The organism is Flagellimonas spongiicola (assembly GCF_023502425.1).
In the GTDB taxonomy this organism is placed as follows: domain Bacteria; phylum Bacteroidota; class Bacteroidia; order Flavobacteriales; family Flavobacteriaceae; genus Flagellimonas; species Flagellimonas spongiicola.
Genome location: NZ_JAMFMA010000002.1, coordinates 67,545 through 90,981, shown reverse-complemented (window position 1 = coordinate 90,981; position 23,437 = coordinate 67,545). Strand labels below are relative to the sequence as shown.

Here is a 23,437-nt window from a genome sequence, read left to right as displayed (position 1 = left end):
TTAATTTTTTAGATTATTAACTATGTTGATATCCATTTGGATTTAGAGCAAACTTCGAGGAATACAATCGGTTTAATTTTTTGTATTTAGCCATTATGTTGGAAAATTGATGCTACGTAGATTTCGAGCTTGGGGTAGAATATTTAAAAGGCGGAAAGGATATTGTTGGCGCGTTTAGCTAAGATTAAAGTTCTAAGCAATGCAATACTTTGAACTAAGTCATCAAATTAATCAGGTCAATAAAGAAAAGGCAAAGGGTCAAAGGTTAGTGAAGGTCATTTGGGAAGCACAGGGATACTATGGTCCCCGCAGGAGAATCATTTTCTACAATATCTTCGATTACTACCTTGAACTCTTTCATTTTTGCGTCAAGATTAAGTAATTCCAATCGTGCTTCAATATTCGACATTGCAATGGATCTATGTTTTCTTGGATTGTCTAATTCAGCTTGTTTTCTACCAATTCCGTTATCCGTGATGATACATTGAATTCGATTGTTTTGTTCTTTGACCAACAATGTCAGTTTACCTATGCGGTCAACTTTGCGAAGTCCGTGTATAATGGCATTTTCCAAATAAGGTTGAATAATCATGGGTGGAACCATAATATCTTGGAATTCATCAATTTCCAATACAATTTCAAATTCAAAGGAATTATTGAACCTAGTTCGTTCCAAACTTAGATAGGTTTCCAAAAATTGCAGTTCATCTGCCAAAGTAATGTAAGGAACCAATGAATTTTCAAGATTTTGACGCATCAAACCGGCAAATTCAGAAACATAATCTATGGCTTTGTCCGTTTCATTGGATAAAATGAACTCTTGGATGGAAGAAAGCGCATTGAATATAAAATGGGGGTTCATTTGTGATGACAACATTTTCATTCTTGCCTGAAGCGCTTCTTCACGTTCATTTTTTATTTGATTTAGATGAAATCGCGAAGCGGAAATGACAGATGAAACACGAACTTTAAGTACCAAATGATTGATGGGTTTCCTAATATAATCTTGCGCTCCTAAGGCAAAACACTTGGTAAGGGTTGTGTCTTCATCTTCGCCGGTTATAATGATTACAGGTAGATTATGGTATTTAGGATGTTTTCTAATTTCCTGAAGTAAATCATAGCCACTTATTCCAGGTAAATTGACATCCAGCAACACCAAATCAAACTCTTGTCTGTCCAATCGTTGAAACAGAAATTCACCTTTTGGTATAAATGAGATTTCAAACCCCTCTTCGGCCAAAATATGATTGACTTGTTCCAGTACTTGGCGGTTGTCATCCACCACCAATATTTTTGCAATTTTATTGGGCATTGATGGTATTTGATAAAAGGGTTCTCAATGCTTCATCGTCTCCCGAGTAAATAGCTTCTTCCAGTTTATTGAATTCATCTGGGTGTAGGATTGAATTCAACGGCTCTGCTGCAACCACCAACTTTTCAGTTTCAAAAATAGGGAGTTGATTAAGTGAATTGAAAGCGTAGTCCAATACCTGTTTTTCTTCTTCGCTTAAAATTTTGACTGCCGGGATGCTGTTTTCTATCTTAACATAAAGGTATTTTTTTAGTACACGGACTAATTCTGTTATTTGAATTGGTTTTGTGAGATAATCACAAAATCCAGAATTTAACGCTATCTCACGATGTTCTGTAAAAGCATCTGCGGAAAGACCAATTATTGGAATCTTATTGTTCATTTTCCGTATTCTTTTGACAGTTTCAAATCCGTCCATGGTTGGCATATGTACATCCATGAATATAATTTCTGGATGATATGTTTTGGCGATGTTAATCCCGGATTCACCATCCTTTGCCAACATGATTTCCGATCCAAGTTCTGAAAATAGAGCTCTGATCATTTCCTGATTCATTGCATTATCTTCAACTACCAGTATTTTTTTGTTGGGCGGGATTTTAAAATCTGCTAAAGATGTTTCCTTTTCTTCTATCCAAGAGTTCTTGGCTTTTTCAAAAGGAAGATAGATTTTAAATGAAGTACCTTGGCCTAATTGACTCCTAACTTCAATTTTTCCTTCCAACAATTCAATAAGCTTTTTAGTTATTGTCAATCCAAGTCCGGTACCTCCAAATTTGCGGTCTATTCCTGCATCGGCTTGTATGAATGGGTTGAAAATATGTTGTAGCTGGTTCTCAGGTATGCCGATACCTTCATCCGCAACTTCGCACACAATCCAGGAATTTTCGCGTTGTACATTCACATATACATTTTTCCCTTCTGGCGTAAATTTTATGGCATTTCCGATTATGTTCATTAAAATCTGTTTCAGTTTACTGCCATCGGTGTAAACATATTTCGGAAGTTTATCATTGAAGTTACTATTAAGTTTGACTTCCTTTGTCTTCCCTAGTCCTTTGTTGATGCGACAGACGGAGGTAACGATTTGGTTTAAGTTGACGTCCTCTTTAGTAATTGTAAATTTGCCGGCCTCAATTTTGGATAAATCGAGAATATCGTTAATAACCTCAGAAAGTGATTCTGCACTTTGGTTGATATTATTCAGATACCTTTCGAATTTTTGGGTTAAGTCTAGATTTTTACCTTGGTTTAGTAAAATTTGCGAGAAGCCTACGATTGCATTGAGAGGTGTTCTGATTTCGTGACTCATGTTGGCAAGAAATTGCGTTTTTGCACTATTAGCATTGTCCGCATCATTTTTTGCATAGATTAAGTTCTTTTCAGCTTTTTTACGCATTTCAATCTCTTGCTGAAGGTGCTCGGTCCTTTTTTTGATGCGATCTTCAAGAACTTCGTTTATTTTGGCCAATTCTTCTTTGGATGAAGATAATTCCTGATTTAAGGTATTGGATTTCTCATACAGTAATGTATTGGTAATGGAGATTGCCGCTTGGGAGGCAATAATTCGAAGAATTTCCAAATCACCTTCCGTAAAAAGACCTTTTACTTGTTTGTTTTCCAAGTAGAGCACACCCACTAGATCTTTCTGTTTGAGAAGCGGTAAAATTATTAATGAGGAAATAGTATTATTACGGAAATAACTTTCCTTAGGATAATTGGTGTTTATGACATCATCTATACTCAGCTCTTTCCTTGTAGAAATAACATGCTCTATAATATTAACCGGTAACTGTGCGCAATTCCGTAGTTCAATTTCAGAGAAACTGGAATTATTCTCGCTGTTAGTGTTGACAATCGACTCTAGATAAGGGGTCCCGTTTTTCATCAGAATAAGTGCGCCTTTATCGGCACCAGCATTTTCCATAACAATATTCAACAGTTGCTGCACTAGGCTACCTAGATTTACTTCCGCCGAGATTGCCTGTGTGGCCTTTAACAGACTTTGTGTGTCAAAACTAGAATGGTTTGGTTGTTGTTCTGGGGCCGATATTGAGTGGCCATCAAATTTCTGAGGGTATAGTGAAGCCTTCCATTCCTCAATAACTTGCTGTTTTTCTCGTTTTAGATGCTTGATTGAAAAACCAAAGTTTTCTTCAGGTAAAAGTTTACTGCCTAGATCACATAGGAGTGCTTTGGTATTGATCAAACCTTCTCTTTCTGACCATTTAATACCTTCTTCAAGTCTAAATAACGCTTTGCTAAAATCATGGTTGCATATGGAAATCAGAAACTCAATTAATTCATAATCGGCCCTAAAATTCTTAGGGCATTCAATTGACCACGGTTCAATCTTTTTGCGCATCTTTTCTAGATTAACCACAATTTTATTTTTGGGAGAAGTGCCCAAACTAAATTCGCAGATTACCCTTAGCATACCTTGGCGTATTACTTGTGGTTGGGAGGTGGCCAAACCAATAAATTTCTTATTCTCATTCAAATAAAACAGGGCCTTTTTATAATCACCGAGTAAGCAATTGGTGAGACTTTTGAAAACGTATTGTTCGGAGAGAATGAAGTAGCATTTCTTTTTGAGTAGCGTCTCTATTGCACCAGCATCGGAGGTTAAACTTTTCAATTCCTTTTGAGACAGCAAATTCGCAAGACTATTTTTAGTCAGAACTAGTTGCGCACCAAAACATTCACTGTACTCCCAAGGCATAATCTCGATGGCCTTTTCGCAGGTATTTAAAGTCTCGGTTAAAGTTTTGCCGGTAAGAAGTTGGTTTCTTACACTTACTCTGCATAAGGCGTTAATCGAATTATAATCGCTGGTCTTCATATGCTCAGCCACTCTTTTTTCAAGATCATGTTGAATTGACGCGTATGATTCCTTAAAATGATTTACCAAATCGTAATGACATAATATAGCTCGGGATATGTATTTTTCTGAATTTGACCGATCCAGCAACTTCATTCCTAAATTGATAATTTTTATGCCTAATTGTAACTGGTTAAACTCATTGATGAGGACGGAACCTAAATGCACAAAAGCAAAAGAAGATGAATCTGCTAATCCATTTTTAAATGTATGAATGGACATTTTAAGAACTGTCCATAAGTACAGTTCTTTTTTTACATGAGCTGCAGATATGACCATATTCGCAAATACATTCATTTGGTCCCGCTCATGACCATCATTCATTTCTTTCTCGAAATATGACTCTAAGGAATAACTGTTTTGGAGTATATTCATTAGGTTGTTGTACTCGGCATCAACTCTTTTGGCCATTGCATTTCCCTTGTCAATTGCATTTCTTGAAAGCGTTTCATTAAGCAGATTGAGAATGGAAATTCCGGCATCTACGCTTTCGTCATAAAGGGTGAATGCTTCATAAAAGTCCTGCTTTAATCGCAGTAACTGGATTTTTTCATTCTTATTCTTGGATGCAATACTCGCTTTATCGGCATATTCATTCCCTTTTTCAATGTTCTTCATTAAAAAGTGTGCTTTGGCAAGTCCATAAAGCATAGGAAACGAAAATTCCACAATATTGAATTTTACTGCCAAATCAAGCCCAAATTTATAATACTGTTTGGCAGAAGCTGAAGAATTGGAGGCGGTAGCCAAATCGCCCGCTTTTACAATATACTTCAGGGCTTTGTTTACCGTGTTTTTGGAAAGTAATTCTCTAGAAGAAATCAAATGCCTGACAAACTGATTTAACTCAACAAAGTGTTTGATATTGTTAACTCGAAGCTTGTATAATGCAATTTTATGGTGTAGCTGTTCATTATTGAAACTAAATCCAGGTATCGTGAGTTCAAGTGCCACTTTTTGGATTCTCTTGTGATTGAAAATATAAGTGCCGTGAATAGGATCCAATTTAGTCAGTAGTCCTGCTTCCGAAAGAATGTCCAATAATAGGGTTATAATTTGTGGAGCGGTATCTCCAATGGTAGCTAAAAGTGGTATGTCAAAAATACCATTATTGTAGGCAGCTATTTTCAGTAATACCTGTGCCTGGTAGGATTGCAGTTTGATCTGCTCTTCAATATGCTCCACTACATTTTCCCTTACTTCTTGAAGTTTTACCTCATTTAAGTTGTAATTCCATTTGTTTTCTTCTTCATTGTAATAAAGAACATTATTCTTGTATAGTGACTGAACCAGATTATTTATTTGCTGTGGATTTCCATGTGTTTTAGCATATATAGTTTTGGATAGCTCATTAATGGGTTTACTTTGCTCCATTAAGATTTTGGATACCATACTAGCCGTGGCGGATTTCGAAAGTTCGTTGAGATGTATATGATTTATCAAATAATCACTTTTGTCAAGGTCCTTCTTAAGTTTCTGAAGCGGATGGTTTTCATTTACGAATTTCTTGTTGTAGGCCAGTATGAACATTACCCCAGATATTTGGGATTTCGTAAGATATCTTATCAAATTCAACGACGATTCATCAAACCATTGAACATCATCAAAAAATAATACTCGTTTCAGCCCCAGTTGCCCTAATGTTCCACAATACCTTACAAAGACATTGAGAAATCGATTCTGAGTTTCAATCGGATTTAACTGTTCTGGGGAATCAGTGAATCCTGTTAATTCCTTTAAATCTGGGATGACGTCAAAAAGAAGGGATAAATCCTTGCCTACACCAGTTTTGAAAATAGCACTTAATTGAGCATGGCTTTTGCCAGTTTTCATTAATAATCTTCGGACAATATCCTGGAAAGCAAGGTGAAAGGCCAGATAATCCGACGATTGGAATTGATCTGAGCAAGCATTGAAAAAACAAGCTTCAGTATCCGTTACAACATTCTTCAATTGATTGCTAAATGATGTTTTTCCTAATCCTTCATCAGATTCAACAAATGCGATGGATACACCACCCTTCTTTGTTTCTTCATAGCATTCAGTCAACAGTCTCATTTCATTTTCACGTTCAAAAAGCACTGCTTCGGAATTTAATACTCCTGGATTGTGGTAAATACTTAATTCCGGCATTTTGGAAAAGTCCTCTGAATCCAAAAGCGCTCTTAAAGAAACAAGGTCTTTTATGATTCCTTCCGTAGATTGATATCGCTCTTTGGGATTCTTTTGCAGTAATCCCGAAATGATCCGGTAAATACCAGTGTAATGCCATAAACAATTCTCAGAAGCTTTATAACTTTTTGTGAGGTGTTGGTGCATAATAGCTTGTTCGTCTTCTGCATCAACAAAATAGCTCCCGGTCAACCAATAGTTCAAAAGAACCCCAAAGGCATAAAAGTCTGCCCTGTAATCTGGATTTTGATTAGATCTGGAACTGAATTCAGGAGCCATATATCTGTATGCTGATTTTCCATACGCTCCTGCATTTAGTGTATTGTATTTTTTCCGAATTGCAGCTAGACCAACGATTATTAATCGCTCCTTTTCATCTATTAAAAAACGTTCTTCGTTTAATAGGCCGAAGAGGTACCCAGCCCTATGAACAGCAGCCATTGATTTAGATATCACTATTGCTAAATCCAAAAAACGAACAAATTCATTCTTGTTTTCAGGTATAGTAATCAATTCTGTTTGGAAAGGAGGAATACTATAAGTGATATTGTTGTCTTCGCCAAGGGTGATGTCAGCAATAGAACTAAATTCAAAAAAACCAAGTTGTTTTAATGTTTTTAGAGCCGCGTGGTCCAATTCCTCATTTAATCGTTCATCAACAAAATACCTGTTGATTTGTTCATCTTTCCTAAGATCCACATGTAAAATTTTTGTGGCTGGCATGGCACATTAATTAGACTTCAAAGTAGTGAATTTATCCTAAAATAGCGGTACGTTAAGAAGTTAAACGGCTACGTTAAGAAGATCTTTCTTCCTTCAGATTTCACCTAAAATTGAGGAGATTTCAAAGTTTTAGGCACTCAGTTACGATTATTAGAAAAGCACCAACGCTTATATACTTTGACTGGTGATTACATATTTGGCAAACTAGTTTTGAGTCAACAATTCAGAAATCAAGACAATCATCAAAAACAACTACTATGGAATATGTGAATAAACTTAAAGAGATTATTGGGGACAAGAATAGGGTAAGAACATTGGCGCACAAGAAAACGGTTTTTCTTTTCCTAATTAATGATAGGGAAAATGGAGCAGCGTTAAATAATGCCAAGAAAAACTATCAGTTCCTTTTTCAATTGGAATTACTGGACCCTTCTGTTATTGAAGGGCCTTTGGTATTGGGAATGTATAATGGGGTTTTCGGGAAAATGGATTTAAGTCTTGAAGTGGGAAGCTTTAAGAAATTGTCTTATTTGGATGACGCCTTAAGTAATCAGTTGGCAATTTATTTAACACAAGAGCTGCTTTACAAGCCCAAAGAGGATAAATGGTATTTGGAAAATATGGTGGTAACGATGACTGATTATTTAGTTAAACAGACGTCCCGAAACTTATCCAATACAGAAGAGCATAGGATGGGAATAACCCCATTTCAAATGCAAAAAATCAAACACCATGTTCTGGAGCATATTGATCATCAAATCAGTACCACAGAATTGGCAGCTCTGGTAAAATTAAGTGTACATCATTTCATTAGAATGTTCAAACGCACAACTGGTGAGACACCGCAGCAATTTACCAAGCGTCTTAAAATGCAACGCGCTAAGGAACTCTTATTGTATTCAGAGGATAATATAATCCAAGTCGGTATGGGTATAGGTTGTGACAATGCAAGTCATTTCACTCAGCTTTTCAAAAGTAGCTATGGCATAACTCCCTTAAAATTTAGAAAAGCACACAGACAAATGACCTTGGCTGCTTCTTAAACAGATTCATCAATTCAAATAAATGGGATATGAAATATCGAGGAAACCACAACGAGTTAAGTAAGAGCAGATTTAAAATGATCAGTGCCGAGGATGATCTAAGACCTCTTTTTAAACGAATCAAAAGAGATATTGAAGAAGCTAAATTCGATTGGGTCATCTGCTTGAATTAGAATCAATCGGAATAGCAACAAATTATTAACGAAAAAAGAGTCATGAAAATCAAAGAAATTATTGCTGCAATACCAATTAATGACGTAGACCGGGCAAAAACATTCTACACAGAGATATTAAATTTTGAATTGGAAACCCTAAGCGAAAAAATGAACATGTATTGGACCAAGGGAGCTGGAGCTAAATTTCTACTTTATAAAAGAAATGATCCAAATCTGGCAGAACATACAGCACTAAGTTTTTCAGTTCAGGATATTGAAAGTACAGTACACGAACTTGAGGAAAAGGGTGTGGTGTTCTATCAGTTTGAAGGGCAAAAAATCTTCGATATGGATGGAAGTTTATCTGCTTGGTTCAAAGATCCGGAGGGAAACAATCTGGAAATAAGTAAAAGACCATAATCTGAATTTGTCTGAACTACATAATCTAAAGTCATGTTTTAAAATGAAAACAATTAGAGAAACTACAAATGAATTGCTGTATTTACTTCGATTTCGGACTAAATCGGCACCAAATATTAGTAAACAAAATGACAACTATTGTGACCCTGGTATCCAATCAGAATACTACTGCGACGAAAATGGATGGTTTGTATAGGATAAATTGATCATAGAGCATAAACGAAACTTCACACTCTGGCTTTTAGGGTACTTTCTTCTTTACCCAATAAAATCACCTTTGGATTATTCCTTAGGTGATTTTTTGTTCTATGGGGTTAAATTTTCATATCGATAGGAATAAAGCAATCACACAACATTCCGGTCAGGATAGCACATTATTGGGTGTATTCACAAGCTACTTTTGGGACTGTAAATGATATGGTAATAAACCATCGCAATTACCAAAGGTGAACAAAAGATCACCATAAAACCTATCAAAAATTAATTGAACGTTTAACGTAAAATCAAGTAAAATGAAAAACAGGATTACCAAAACATTACTGATATTGACCATCATGGTAGTATCAAGTATTAGACTAAATGCACAGATACCTGATCCAGGTTTCCAAGTGGATGAAACAACCGCAATTGTTATTACGGATCCTCAGAATGACTTTTTAAGTCCGCAGGGAGTTACATGGGGTGTTATTGGAGAAAGTGTAATAAAGAACAATACCGTCGAAAACCTGGAGACCTTGTTCAAAATAGCAGAAGCGAATGGTATAAAAGTATTTATCTCGCCACATTATTATTATGAACACGACCATAAATGGCAATTTGAAGGTGCGCTTGAAAAATTAATGCATGATATAGGGATGTTCGACCGCGGAGACCAATTGAACAAAGAAGGTTTTGAGGGGTCAGGAGCCGATTGGTTGCCTAGATATAAGAAATATATTGAAAAAGATTTTGTGACCGTTGTTGGCCCCCATAAAGTCTATGGTCCTGAGCAAAATGATTTGTCACTTCAGTTAAGAAAGCAAAAAATCGATAAAGTAGTATTAGCAGGAATGTCAGGAAACCTATGTGTTGAATCGCATTTAAGGGAATTATTGGAAGATGGTTTTGAAGTGGCGGTAGTCAAAGATGCAACCGCTTCAGCTGTCGCCCCGGGTTATGATGGGAATTTGGCAGCTGAAATCAATTACAGATTTGTGGCGAGTCATGTATACACTACTGAGGAGTTTCAATCACTCTTTAGGTAAGCAAGTGCAATTGTGTTTAGTGTGTAAGGGTAGGGTGAAAGCCCTACCCTTTTATCGTTTTGTAGCACATGCAAAATTCCTGCTGATTATGAAGCCACTGTTGACTCAATGATGGCTGAATTGTAACAATAGCTTTACCCATTCGTTTACGAATAGAACCTTATTTGACATGAAAAATACATCTCCATTTTATATCGGTATTGCTATAATTGGCATTATTTTCCTAATCATGATCATTCCAATTGATGTCATGCTTTCCAATACTTTGTTGTCTGAATTCCAATTGGAATATGTATCGCTTGCAATTAAAATGTTATTGATTTTTATGGTTGCAACGGTGGGAGTATATCGATTGAAGTTAATAGCTCTTTCCGGATTGTCCTCAGAGTACGGATGGACGTCCAAACTTCTGAATCTGATACCGGTCTACCTTTTTATTATCGGTATTTTAGGTTTCATGGGCAAGGATATGTCAGGGATAAACATATTAAACCTCCTGTTGTTGCTATTTGCTTGTCTATCTGTAGGGTTTGCCGAAGAATTTATGTTTCGAGGATTTCTTCAGCCCTTTTTCATTCAAAAGTATTTGTCAAAGCGGAAAGGACTCTTTAAAAGTGTTCTTTATTCTGCAATGTTTTTCGGGGCTTCACATCTGATTAATTTAATGGTGAATGACAATATTCCACAAGTGATAGGTCAGGCGATTTATGCCGTATTAATTGGATTTTTCTTTGGTGTATTGCTATTGAAAACGAATAAATTGATACCCCTGGCCATCACCCATGGCCTCATCAATTTTTTCTTTTTGATTGGTACATTACCAGGATTGCAAAATACTAAAGACATTGCTTTAGAATCCCAAACCCTTCCTAGTTTAACGGAGCAAATTTTGGGAGGACTTTTGCCAATAATCATATTCTTGCCTTTGTTTATCGTTGGCGTGGTAGTGTTAAAGAAAATAAATCAGGATAACATTCAGGAGAAGTTAGGTCATTAGGAAGTGAAATTGAAGGCATAAAAAAAGGATCACTTAAAGTGATCCTTTTTCTTTGTAGCGGGAACAGGACTCGAACCTGTGACCTTCGGGTTATGAGCCCGACGAGCTACCTACTGCTCTATCCCGCGATGTGGACGGCAAATATACGACCGTTTTTCCTTTATATCCAAATTTGCTAGAACAAGAATTCAAAAACTATAGTTTTATGCCTACAACCAATTCGTTTTCTCTGAATTGGCTACCTTCGAATCCATGGAACAACTCAACAGCTTTCTGGTGGATGCCAATTCGTGGGTCAATTGGCCCATGTTTATTTTATTGATCGGTGGTGGTCTCTTTCTCATTTTTTATTCCGGATTAACCCCTTATCGTTTTTTTGGACATGCAATTGCCATAATTCGCGGGAAATACGATGATAAAAATGCCAAAGGTGATGTGAGTTCATTGCAAGCGCTATCCGCTGCTGTTGCGGCCACTGTTGGGCTCGGAAATATTTCTGGAGTGGCTATTGCAATCCATGATGGAGGCCCAGGTGTGGTCTTCTGGATTTGGATGACGGCTCTTATTGGAATGTGTATAAAATTCTATTCGTGTAGCCTGTCCATAATGTTCCGCGGCACTGATTCTGAAGGTAAAATGCAAGGTGGACCAATGTTCTATATTACCCAGGGGTTGGGAAAAAAATACAAACCCTTGGCAATTTTCTTCTGCCTTTCAGGAATATTTGGATTTTTAGGAGTTTTTACAGCCAATCAGTTTACGGAAACTTTTATGAGTGTTGTGCAACCTTCGGAAACGCTGATTGAAATGAGCGATTACAATTGGAAATTGACCATTGGGATTATCCTAGCCATCATAACTTCATTTGTCATTTTTGGTGGGTTGAGCAAAATCGCAAAAGTGGCAACAGCCATTGTACCCTTTATGGTGATGGTTTATTTGGTAGCTGTAATCGTGGTAATGGTCTTGAATGCTTCCCAGGTTATTCCAGCATTAAAACTCATTGTTTCAGAAGCATGGAATTTCAACACCATAGTGACAGGGGGATTTTGGGGCTTGGTGATTATTGGGGTTAAACGCGCCATGTTTTCTAACGAAGCAGGTTTAGGTAGCGCTCCAATGTATCACGGACAATCCAGAAACGATGAACCTATTCGTGAAGGACTAGTAGCCATGTTAGGTCCATTTATAGATACCATTTTGGTATGCACCTTTACGGCCGTTGTTATAATTTTAAGTGGGGCGTACCTAGAAGATGGAAGTGGAATAGTTATGACGTTAAAGGCTTTCAGGACTACGCTTTTTGGGTTTGGGGATGATTTGCTTATGGTGATAGTTACCGCTTTTGCATTATCAACCCTATTTACCTATTCCTATTATGGTGTCAAATGTCTGTCTTTCTTGACCAACGCAAAAATAGGCCGGTTTTACAACCACTATTTTGTGATAATGATCGTATTTGCAGCAATAGCCTCATTGGATTTGGTCAAAAACTTGATTGACCTTTCTTATGCCTTAATGGTGATTCCGAATATGATTGCCATATTGATTTTGGCACCAAAAGTAAATGCAGCTTCCAAGAAATACTTTTCAAAATTGAAACATGAAAAAGCATAAAGCAGGATTCGTAAATATTATTGGAAATCCCAATGTGGGTAAATCCACTTTGATGAATGCTTTTGTCGGTGAGAAATTGTCCATTATCACCTCAAAAGCCCAGACCACCAGACATCGGATATTGGGAATTGTCAATGGGAATGATTTTCAAGTGATATTATCCGATACTCCGGGAATAATCAAACCGGCCTATGAACTGCAAACAAGCATGATGGATTTTGTAAAATCCGCCTTCGAAGATGCTGATGTCTTGCTTTATATGGTCGAGATTGGCGAAAAGGGACTGAAGGATGAAGCATTTTTCAAAAAAATTGAAAACAGTAAAATCCCAGTATTGTTACTGGTGAATAAAATTGATACCTCAGAACAGGAAATCTTGGAACAACAAATCCAGCATTGGCAAAGTTTGTTGCCCAAAGCAGAGATTCATCCGATTTCCGCTTTAGAAAATTTCAATGTATCTGAAGTTTTCGAACGAATTTTAGAGTTGTTGCCTGAAGCCCCGCCTTATTATCCCAAAGATCAATTAACGGATAAACCGGAACGCTTTTTTGTGAATGAAACCATACGGGAAAAAATACTACTGAACTACAAAAAGGAAATTCCGTATGCCGTGGAGGTGGAAACCGAGGAATTTTTGGAGGATACCGACATTATCCGAATCCGTTCGGTGATTATGGTAGAACGCGACACCCAAAAAGGAATCCTAATTGGACATAAAGGTAGTGCGCTTAAAAAAGTTGGGGTGCAGGCCAGAGCCGATCTTGAAAAGTTTTTTGACAAACAAGTCCACATTGAGCTTTATGTAAAGGTGAACAAGAACTGGCGTAGCAGCGCTCAACAGTTAAGGCGTTTTGGTTACAATGGGTGATATGCGTTATCGTTTCAATTCAGCAATCAACTGCCGAATATAGGTTTTGAGCTGTTCCATTTGAGGACCACCTTTGGATTTTCCCAATCTGCCAAAAGCATATAGGCTAAACCAAATCAATACAAGAAAAGACATTCCCACTAACCAAAACGTAATGTCATGACCCAATGAATAGTTGGAGTAGGCGAACACACCTAGTATGATGAATAGCGTGCCAACACCAAAGTGAAGAAACATAAAGAAGGTCCATAAAGTGGGATTTGGACCAAATACACCGTGGATTTTGCTAATACCATCTTCAAAGGAAGTTAGCTCCATATGCACCTGTGGCGTCCAAAAATTTGTTTCAGATTTCTTGAACCGAATATAGACATGCTCGTCCAACCGTTTCAATTGAAAAGGATGCGGTGCGCTTTGGTCAAAAGCCCGTTTTAAATGTTCCAAATCCGCTTTTAAAGGGATTTCAAAACGGGGCCTTAATACGATTTCATTGGTGAAGTCACTCATATGTCACTGAAATTGACAAAAAAAGGTATCATTTTTTCTTCATAAATAATGGTATTTTTGCCAAAATTTGAAGCGGATGGGTGCTATTGTCGCCATTGTAGGTAGGCCAAATGTGGGGAAGTCCACATTCTTTAATCGATTGATCCAAAGAAGAGAAGCCATTGTGGACTCTGTCAGTGGGGTAACCCGTGACAGACATTATGGGAAAAGTGACTGGAATGGAAAGGAATTCTCCTTAATAGATACGGGTGGATATGTTGTTGGTAGTGATGACATTTTTGAACAGGAAATCGATAAGCAGGTAGAACTGGCCATTGATGAAGCGGACGCCATAATTTTTATGGTGGATGTGGAGTCCGGGGTTACAGGAATGGATGAAGACGTGGCCAAATTGTTACGAAGGGTCAATAAACCGGTTTTTTTGGCCGTAAATAAGGTTGACAACGCGCAACGACATGCAGATGCTGTGGAATTTTATGCCTTGGGACTTGGCGATTATTATGCCCTGTCAAGTATTAACGGTAGTGGTACAGGGGAATTGTTGGATGCGGTTGTAAAGGAATTGCCGGAGCTAGAAGAGGTGGAAAGCGAATTGCCAAGGTTTGCAGTAGTTGGTCGACCTAACGCTGGTAAATCATCCTTTATAAATGCATTAATTGGCGAGGACCGCTACATCGTAACCGATATTGCCGGTACAACGCGTGATAGTATCGACACCAAATACAATCGCTTTGGTTTTGAATTCAATCTGGTGGATACTGCAGGAATCCGAAGGAAGTCCAAGGTAAAGGAAGATTTGGAATTTTATTCCGTAATGCGATCCGTTAGGGCGATTGAACATGCGGATGTCTGCATCCTGCTTTTGGATGCTTCAAGAGGATTTGATGGACAAGTCCAAAATATATTTTGGTTGGCGCAACGCAACAACAAGGGTATCGTGATCTTGGTGAATAAGTGGGACCTTGTTGAAAAAGAGACAAATTCCGTTCGGGATTACACCGCAAAAATCAAGGAAGCCATTGCACCTTTTGATGATGTTCCTATCATTTTCATATCGGTTTTGAACAAGCAGCGCATTTTTAAAGCCATTGAAACCGCTGTGGATGTATATAAAAACCGTTCCAAAAAAATTGCCACGCGCAAATTGAACGATATTATGCTTCCTATTATTGAGCATACCCCACCACCGGCCTACAAAGGTAAATTTGTGAAAATCAAGTTTTGTACGCAATTGCCAACCCCTTACCCGCAGTTTGCATTTTTCTGTAATCTTCCGCAATATGTACGAGACCCTTACAAACGGTTTTTGGAAAATAAACTGCGAGATAATTTCGATTTCAGCGGAGTGCCGATTACTATTTTTATGCGGAAAAAATAGTTTAATCCCCATCATGGGACCTTCTTACATAAATTGATTTAACAATACGATTTCCTAACTCGTCCATGGCGGTTAATGTATGTGATCCCGTTTTAACTGGTAAAATCAATTCATGGAACTCTTTGGTTGAACTTACATAAGATTCATCAAGATACCAGTGTACCGTGCTTTCCTTTAATGGGTGGGCTACCTTAAAAATCACTTCATGGGATGCAGCTCCAAAATCCTTGGGAACAATGATTTCCTCATTAGCCCTAGGATAGATGAATTCCATAAGATTTTGGTTTTCATTGGAACAATTCGCTGCATGGGGTGGTAATGGTTTGTAATTTGGATTGGTGTTCGAATAATAATATGCGATACTGGGAGGTAAGACAAACCAATTTTTATGGACCATATCAGCCAACGGATAACAACCTGAGTTTACCTGGTAAGAAACAGTGGCATCCATGGTTATTTGATGATGGTAGGGGCAGATTGGACTTTTAATACCGCTTTCAGGGAGCAAGGACGTTTGGGTTTCATCACAATAAATCGAAGCTCTAAACCCACTGTGCTTACAAGTTTTCAATTCAACAAGGTCGTCATAAGGTTCTAGAAACCATCCACTATGCGGTAATTGTCCCACTACATCGAACAAAATAGGTGCCGCAGCGGTAATACCGGTTAGGCCAGGACGTCCTTCACCATCGGCGTTTCCTACCCACACACCTATTGCATATTTTGGGGTGGTACCTATAGCCCAAGCATCCTTGAACCCAAAACTGGTTCCTGTTTTCCATGCCAAGGGTTGCGAGGAATCAAAAAATTCCCAGTTTTCATCACCTTCAGGACGATTTACCTCCCGCAATGCGTTGAACGTATGGTACAAAGCCCCACTGTTGTAGACAGGTGCTTGGAATTGCGCTTTCCCAAAATCAATGGCAGCTTCTTGTAGATAACTGGCTTCAGCAAACTCTCCTGATCTGTAGGTGCTTGATGAACCCACATAATGATTCAAACTGGAAGCTACCGCGGCATAAGCATTTGTCACTTCCCAAAGGGAGCTTTCGGCACCACCTAGGATTAACGGAAGACCGTAATGCTCAGCGGTGCGGTCTAGTGATTTCAACCCAATTCGTTTCAAATCATTATGGAATTTTTGTAATCCATAATGTTGAAGTTGTCGTACTGCAGGTACATTGAGCGATCTTGACAAAGCTCTTGATGCCGCAATGGCCCCACTGTAACTGTGATCAAAGTTTTCTGGATGATAACCATTGATTACGGTTGGGACATCGGTGACCAAACTGTTGGGTAGTACCAGTCCTTCGTCCATTAGTGCAGCAAATAAAAAAGGTTTTAAGGTGCTTCCGGTACTTCTTTTTTTGGTAATTATATCCACATAATTATGATGTTCATGGTCGGTTGGAGAATTGCCAATATAAGCCAAGACCTTTCTATTCTCCACATCTAAAACTAGGATGGATAGATTGTGAATTTGATTGCTTTTTAAATTGGAATAGTGTTGCTGTGCAATACGGTTCAATTGCAATTGCAGATGCCTATCCACTGTGGTTGTGATGTGTTTTCCTGGATGTTCTTTTTTGATGCGCTCCGTTAAATGCGCTGCAATATTTGGCAACGGTAAAGGTTTCTGCGGTAAGGGTTCCGCAATGGACAACTCAAAAGTGGTTTGGTCAATAATACCCTTTGAATGGAGTTTTTGTAACAATCGATCTCGTTTTGCTCTTAGTTGTGCTTCATTCCTCCCGGGAAATATCAATGCTGGGGCATTAGGTAAAACCGCTAACGCCGCCGATTGCCCCCAACTTAACTCGTGCGAGGGTAACCCAAAATATCGCCAGGATGCTGTTTCCAGACCCACCACATTTCCTCCGTATGGCGTATAACTTGCATAAAACTTTAAGATTTCCTCTTTGGAATATCTGAATTCCAACCTTGTGGCCATTAATAATTCAATACCCTTTTCCCAATAGGTTCGTTGTTTGTTCTTTCGTGATAATCTAATCAGCTGCTGTGTGATGGTACTGCCTCCTCTGCGGGAATCACGGGTTAGATTATGCTTAAGGGCTTTTGCAATGGATATTGGGTTAAACCCAGGATGCTTATAGAAATATTCATCTTCAAAATGTAAAATACAAGTTTTGAAACGCTGTGGGACTGAATCCAAGATTGGGAATCGATACTGGCCATCAGTTGCTACCCTAGCTCCAATCAAAATGTTGTCAGAACTACTCACAACAGTTGATACAGGGTCTTTGAAAAGGGTAGATGGAAGACAGAACAACCAATAAAGGAAAACAGGTGAGGTAAGTACAACCAAATATTTGTACTTCAACGCCCATTTTTTTACTATGTCTATTACTTTGACCAAACGCTTGGTTTATTGAATTACTTTAACCCATTGTCCCTTGTTCCTGGCATAGTAATTTCCATCGTACATACCTTCTACTTGGGAACCTGGTAAATAATAATCCCCTAAATATGAGGCATTCAGCTTTACGGTGAAGGTTTTGCTTTTTTTCGCCCCTAAGTCAAAGTAAAAATGTGTTCGGTCATCACGTGTATCCATAAAATCTACATGCGCAGCATTTGGATTTGATCCTGTAGCATAGGACGTATCTACAATTTCCCATCCGCTTGGCACAATCTGCGTCAATGCAAGATCCGAAATCCAATCTGCGGAATTGTTATAGACGTTTATTTTAGCAGTTAATTCTGTACCCTGACGCAATTGCGAAATATCCATTTTTTTACCTTCAGCATCCAGATAGTTAATCGTAATGGAAAGATTCTTGCGTGATTCCAGTTCCTGTCCTACGGGAAGTTTCCCGCTTTGGGACAAAGTCACATAAACCGTATTGGCTTGATTGTTTTGAACAGGAATATCTATTTTGTTAGCTGTAACTGGGATATCTCGTTCCGCAATGGCTCTATCCGTTTTTACTTGATTTTCTTTGTTGTTGAGCCTATAGTTTACGGCTATGGATTTACCGCCATTTTTACCCACCATTTTTGCAAGGGCCAATAAGGCATATGCCGTTTCTTGTGTGCTATACCAGCTTTGTGACGAGAGATTTCTGGCCAAGGATTCAGCAAGGTTCCTTTGGTCGTTTCGTTCTAACAATACCATAGCTTCCAGTGCCATGGCCCTGTTTCTGAAGACCGAACCATAGGTTCTATAATCGTAATTACGTGGTTTGAAATCGATGTTCGCAGTTTTGGCTAATGCTATGGCCACTTCTTTTTTTCCCGTTAGTGCGTAAGCGGCAGCAAGTCGCCATTTGGCTTCGTTGCTCAGGTTACCTGATTCCCGCAACCGGTTCATCGCGGCCAATTCAGGTTGTTGCGCCAATGCCAAAGTATATAAACGATAAGCTTGCGCAATGTCATCGTTATAACGCGTTTGCCTGTTACTCCATTGACGGGCTGTGTTCTTTTGATAACGTAACCAATTGCTCAAAAAGGTCAACGGTAACTGATAACCTTTTTGCTTGGCTTCCAACATAAAATGACCTGCATATGAGGTTCCCCAATCGTTCGTGGAGCCATATCCCGCCCAATAACTTAAACCTCCATTTGGTGTTTGAAAATCATTTAGGCGTTTTATGGCTGTTTTTATGTTTCGCTCCGCATCTTGTTTTCTTTCAAAGGTGATGTCAAGGACATCATTTAAAAATAATTGCGGAAATGCCGCTGAGGTAGTTTGCTCAACACAGCCATGAGGGTACCGGATTAAGTAATCGAGGCGGCGGGAAAAATCCATAGGTGGCAAGGTGGAAAATTCCATACTAGCCGTATTGGTGCCAGAAGTGCCAAACGTTTCCATTGGTATACTGATGGATTGGTTTGGGTCTATAGTAAACAAGGTGCTCTTTGTAGTGATCGGATTCGGGTTTTCCACATCAATTTCGGTTTCACTTGTAGCACGCTCACCAGCTCCGGAGGCCGTAACTTTGATATTTTGATACGAGCTTGCAGGATTTACTTTGAATTCGAAATTCACGATTTGTTCCCCAACTGAATCGAATGAAATGTTTTTGGTTGTAGTACCAAGTGCTTCCAGTGCGTTATCCGTTTCAATGCTGACCGTGACATTTTTTACTTTTTTCTCCATTGCAAATACGGTAACCGGAATGGTAACTGTCTCTCCTGGAGATAGTTTTCGTGGAATGGAAGTTAGTACCATCAATGGTTTCCTCACCGGTGTGGTCTCATCAGATTTACCGTAAGCACCCTTTTTGTTGCCAGCTATAACCATTGTTCGTACCGAGCCAATATAGTTTGGCATTGCTATGGTGTGCTTTGCCGTTTCATTGGCATTCAAATTGAACGGACCCAAATAGGTGACAACTGGTTTGAATCGCTGTGCTTTGCGGTTTTTGGCTCCTTCCCCAATTCCACCGCCACCAATGGCGTAGATATTGTCGACGCTAACGGAATAGGCGCCCATTACATCATCAAAAATGTCGAAGGTTTTAACGCCCAAGGCTTGCCTAGCATAAAAAGCCTTATGAATTTCTGGGGTTTTAAATCGTGTAAGGTCCAGCAGTCCTTCATCAACAACCGCCAAAGTATAGGTCATCGGTTTTGCCTTCGATTCGGAAACCGTGACAGTAAAATCCTTTTCGGGTTCCAATACTTGGGGCATTTGCAATTTTGGCTCCAGGAAAGTCGCTGGGTTTTCAACTTCAATTGGTACCACGCCATACAATCGGATCGGTAAGTCATTGGCGACTTGGCCATGCGGTTGTAATAGCGAGATATTAACGTAAACATTTGGCGCCATTTCCGGTGTTATGGGGATTCTTGCCTGTGTTTCACGTGCATTTGTTTCAATCCACTGTTGGGAGAGTACCTCGGAACCGTTTTCAATACTTACCAGGGCTCGACTGCCTAAATCGGAAGGAAAAGTGATAATCGCTTCTTCACCTATGGTGTACTTTTCCTTATTTGCAGCAAAAACCAATATTTTGGAACTCTCGCTATCACCACTTGCAGGTCGTCGCCACCAATTCCTGTAAAAGTAAGCGGTCCTTCCTGTGGCGTGACCAGAAACTTCATCTATTACCCGAATTAGATACCGACCACCATCAACATCCGGAATAGTAATATCGAAACTTCCCTTGCCCTGTGCATTAGTTGTTAACTCAAGCTCTTTGAACGGTCTGTGGACAGTAGCATTTTCATATCGAGAGAGATTGTCTCTTCCACGATTCCACCACCAACGCCATTCAATTTTATAGATCTTTACATTCAATTTTCGGTTCCCAGTGGCCTTTCCTTCTGCATCAACACTTACAACCTCAAACGTGTTGGTATCATCCGTGAGAAAAGAACCATAACGCTTTGCTTTTGGTGAACGTAGACCCACAAAATGGTTGAAAGGGGCCAATTTTTTGGTGAAGACATCAATTGAAAAATCCCCGCCACCTTCAAAAACCTTAGTGGTGAAAACGGTTTGCAGCATTCCTGGAGCGTTACCATTTATAGGAATCTTTTGGTTAATTTCAATCGAGCCATTGGCATCTAACTTTGAGTTTAAGAATTGCGATTCCAGGGCATCGAAATTCCGAACAGGGTCGCTGAACACATAATTATCATAACCTTTGAATGCACTGGTTGTGGGTTCAATTTTGGTCTTGACATCTATTTTTAAGTTTCTAGCCGGTGCACCGTGGAGCCATTTTACACTTATATCCCCTTTAGTATTGGCATTGGCTTTTAAAACCTCGTCGTTGAATGCAAAATCAACTTTTAGTCGATTAGGTTTAATCGTTGCAATTTTTAGGTTTTTCGTGAATTCCGCACTGCCCACAATGATTTTAGCTGTCCAATTACCTGTAGGAGAGCTTGTTTTTGTGGGAATGGGGAAATAATGGAACTGATCCCTTTTGTTTGCATAAAGACCTTCCTGCACTTGAACGGGATTATTTTTCAAAACCGTACGCTGTACCAATTTTCCTTTGGAATCTGTTACTTCAAGCACTACTGGATGACCTTCTGGAAGTGGATTCCCTCTATCGTCCAAAACATAGGTAAGGTGTGCTGTAACCCCAGGACGATAAACCCCACGCTCCGTATAGATGAAACCTTGTATTCCACTTTGTAATTCTTGGCCGCTCACATCAAATTTGCTAAGTGAGAGCGCATTTCCATCTACCAATTTGGCGTAGGCATAATTGTTGTTTTTTTCAGCCACAGCAAATGCCAAAGTTTTCGCTCCGTCATAGATGGTGAAGCCTTCGGAATCAGTTTGTACTTCCCCCAATAATTGCTGTTGATAGTTGTATAGTTTTATGTTCGTATTTCCTTCAGGTTTCGCGGATAATATATTTGTTGTAGTAAAATGGTAGGTGTTGTTATTGCCTTTTTTAACTATAAGACCCAAATCGCTACCCAGTAAATTGGTGGAGGCAATTCGATCATAGTTATAGTAAGCTGGATGGCAGGGGTTGTCTTGTTCTTCCCAATTGTAATCAATGTTTCGCCATGAATAAATTTCATTGTCCCAATAGCGTTCTTCGTCGGAATCGGTTTCCCTGCTTGCAGTCTCAATTTGGGTTGTTAAGCGATCATCCGATTTATTACCGCAATCGTAAGTGGTGTGTTCTTTATTAAAACTGAATTCCACACGGTAAAGCGAACCGGGATTGACTTGTATGAGCTCGGATAAATTCAATGCATGGGCTTTCCAGTAGCTATTGTTGACCTCGCCACTCGCTGTTAGTTGCAGTACCTTATGTGCAACCTTGCGCCCCACTCGTTTTAAGTTTGGATAGTATTCAGGGGTAAGGTTATTGTTTTGAAGGTATTGCAGCATATTGTTTTGATAGACTTGGATAACCCTTACTTCTATAGCGGCTAGATTCACAGTTTCGAAGTAAATGGGTGTTGCTGTGGCATTAGGTAATATGGTGCCTTTGGATACCAAGCGCACATTAGGCTTAAGCTGTTCAAATGAGAGGTATTCTGAGAATGGCTTTTTTAAATCAAAACCAAAAGCGCTTTTTATGCCTTCGTAGACATTGACCTTGGCTTCTCCAACGATTTTATTTGAAGGGTATACGCGTAAGACATTACCATCTGTTTCATATCGTAAAGTAGTTGCCCCTTCAACGGTTACGAGACCATTTAGATTCTGATTTTCTGCTAAAGGTTCTGAAAAATTCAAGGTCAATGAAGAATTGGCACCAGTTGAGGTTTTGGCATCCACGACAACGAATTTGTTCAAACCTGGAATTGTCAATTCCTCCTCACCTTTGTTTTCAATACCTAAATCAGCTCCATTCCAGGTAATGCGAAGACTACTATCATCAACCTGTCTTTTTATACTATCTATTTTAAAATTGAAGTAGGATGCTTGTTCCTGCCCTTTTTCCCAATTAACGGATAGTTTTCTAGCAGCTTGGGTGGCGGTAATCACTTTGAAGACCTCTATTGCGGCCAATAAATCGGAAGCTTCAAGACTTCCTGTAAGATACTGCCAGTTTTTATCATAGGACTGCAAATTGCCTAACGAAATCTTGAAATTAGGCTCCAAGGTTTTGAATCCAAAACTATAAGTCCGGTATTCTTTATCAATGCCTTCAAATAGTTCATGTAATGCCAAAGTTACCGTGTATTCTGTGTTCGGTTTTAGCTGTTCGGTAGGTTGAAAGACTAGTTCATGACCATTTTCAATAACGAGTTTGCCATTTACTTTTGGTGCTATTTTCAAGTATTCAGAAGGTAATTCCTGGGTTATTTCATATTGCTCCAATGGTTGTGCCAAGGCAATTCGAATTGGAGATACAATACTCTGTCTTCCATGCGTATGGTAGCTGATGTAGTCCTTGAATTTGAAAAGATTGTCCAAGTTTTCTGGGTCAACCTGTTTTTTACATGAAAAGTTGATAATAAGTAGGAAAGCTGTTAAAAATCGAAGGTAACGTGCCATTTGGAAAAGGGAATTAATTCAACAATTGATTTGCCAAAGACAAGATAACTTAAATTCAAAAAGAGAACGGGCACGATCTTATGAAGAACGTGTAAAGATTTACGGATGGTTTGAGGATTTCGATGGAACCTTATGAAATATTTATGATTTTGTACGGAACGAGTGCCTTTTA

The 23,437-nt window shown here is 38.9% G+C and carries 13 protein-coding genes and 1 tRNA gene; 8 read left to right on the top strand and 6 right to left on the bottom strand.

Annotated features, from left to right (window positions below; translation table 11 throughout):
- Window positions 1-265 precede the first annotated feature (265 nt).
- Both M3P19_RS06720 and M3P19_RS06715 read right to left on the bottom strand, forming a co-directional pair.
- A complete protein-coding gene (locus M3P19_RS06720; RefSeq protein WP_249656886.1) occupies window positions 266-1,315 on the bottom strand; it encodes a response regulator in 1,050 nt (349 codons plus the stop codon).
- A complete protein-coding gene (locus M3P19_RS06715; protein WP_249656885.1) occupies window positions 1,305-7,091 on the bottom strand; it encodes an ATP-binding protein in 5,787 nt (1,928 codons plus the stop codon). The genes M3P19_RS06720 and M3P19_RS06715 overlap by 11 nt, the downstream gene beginning before the upstream one ends.
- Before the next feature lie 257 nt (window positions 7,092-7,348).
- On the opposite strand from M3P19_RS06715, the gene M3P19_RS06710 reads away from it, so the two are divergent.
- From M3P19_RS06710 to M3P19_RS06690, 5 genes are all read left to right on the top strand, one after another.
- On the top strand, window positions 7,349-8,134 hold the full coding sequence (locus M3P19_RS06710) for a helix-turn-helix domain-containing protein (RefSeq protein ID WP_249656884.1): 786 nt from the start codon (window positions 7,349-7,351) through the stop codon (window positions 8,132-8,134).
- Between the two features lie 29 nt (window positions 8,135-8,163).
- Window positions 8,164-8,307: a hypothetical protein gene (locus M3P19_RS06705; protein ID WP_249656883.1), complete on the top strand. Its 144-nt coding sequence runs from the start codon at window positions 8,164-8,166 to the stop codon at window positions 8,305-8,307.
- Window positions 8,308-8,349: 42 nt separating this feature from the next.
- Entirely contained in the window at window positions 8,350-8,709 is a 360-nt protein-coding gene (locus M3P19_RS06700) for a VOC family protein (protein WP_249656882.1), read from the top strand.
- 512 nt (window positions 8,710-9,221) lie between these two features.
- Complete coding sequence (locus M3P19_RS06695; RefSeq protein ID WP_249656881.1) at window positions 9,222-9,953, top strand: cysteine hydrolase family protein; 732 nt, start codon at window positions 9,222-9,224, stop codon at window positions 9,951-9,953.
- A gap of 169 nt (window positions 9,954-10,122) precedes the next feature.
- Window positions 10,123-10,950 (top strand): CPBP family intramembrane glutamic endopeptidase, encoded by an 828-nt coding sequence (locus M3P19_RS06690; protein ID WP_249656880.1) that lies wholly within the window; start codon window positions 10,123-10,125, stop codon window positions 10,948-10,950.
- A gap of 55 nt (window positions 10,951-11,005) precedes the next feature.
- On the opposite strand, the gene M3P19_RS06685 is transcribed toward M3P19_RS06690, so the two are convergent.
- Window positions 11,006-11,078: transfer RNA gene (locus M3P19_RS06685), tRNA-Met, on the bottom strand.
- Window positions 11,079-11,202: 124 nt separating this feature from the next.
- On the opposite strand from M3P19_RS06685, the gene M3P19_RS06680 reads away from it, so the two are divergent.
- Together M3P19_RS06680 and era are read left to right on the top strand one after the other, a co-directional pair.
- Window positions 11,203-12,567 (top strand): alanine/glycine:cation symporter family protein, encoded by a 1,365-nt coding sequence (locus M3P19_RS06680; RefSeq protein WP_249656879.1) that lies wholly within the window; start codon window positions 11,203-11,205, stop codon window positions 12,565-12,567.
- Window positions 12,554-13,438 (top strand): GTPase Era, encoded by an 885-nt coding sequence (era, locus tag M3P19_RS06675; RefSeq protein ID WP_249656878.1) that lies wholly within the window; start codon window positions 12,554-12,556, stop codon window positions 13,436-13,438. Before M3P19_RS06680 ends, era begins: the two co-directional genes overlap by 14 nt.
- Before the next feature lie 6 nt (window positions 13,439-13,444).
- On the opposite strand, the gene M3P19_RS06670 is transcribed toward era, so the two are convergent.
- Window positions 13,445-13,945, bottom strand: coding sequence for a GTP-binding protein (locus M3P19_RS06670; protein ID WP_249656877.1), 501 nt, complete (start codon window positions 13,943-13,945; stop codon window positions 13,445-13,447).
- A gap of 76 nt (window positions 13,946-14,021) precedes the next feature.
- Between M3P19_RS06670 and der the strand changes: the two genes are divergently transcribed.
- Window positions 14,022-15,323 (top strand): ribosome biogenesis GTPase Der, encoded by a 1,302-nt coding sequence (gene der, locus M3P19_RS06665; RefSeq protein WP_249656876.1) that lies wholly within the window; start codon window positions 14,022-14,024, stop codon window positions 15,321-15,323.
- Between the two features lies 1 nt (window position 15,324).
- Here der and pbpC read toward each other — a convergent pair whose 3' ends face one another.
- On the bottom strand, window positions 15,325-17,700 hold the full coding sequence (gene pbpC / locus M3P19_RS06660) for a penicillin-binding protein 1C (protein WP_249656875.1): 2,376 nt from the start codon (window positions 17,698-17,700) through the stop codon (window positions 15,325-15,327).
- Window positions 17,701-17,709: 9 nt separating this feature from the next.
- Window positions 17,710-23,265 (bottom strand): alpha-2-macroglobulin family protein, encoded by a 5,556-nt coding sequence (locus M3P19_RS06655; RefSeq protein WP_249656874.1) that lies wholly within the window; start codon window positions 23,263-23,265, stop codon window positions 17,710-17,712.
- Window positions 23,266-23,437: the final 172 nt, after the last annotated feature.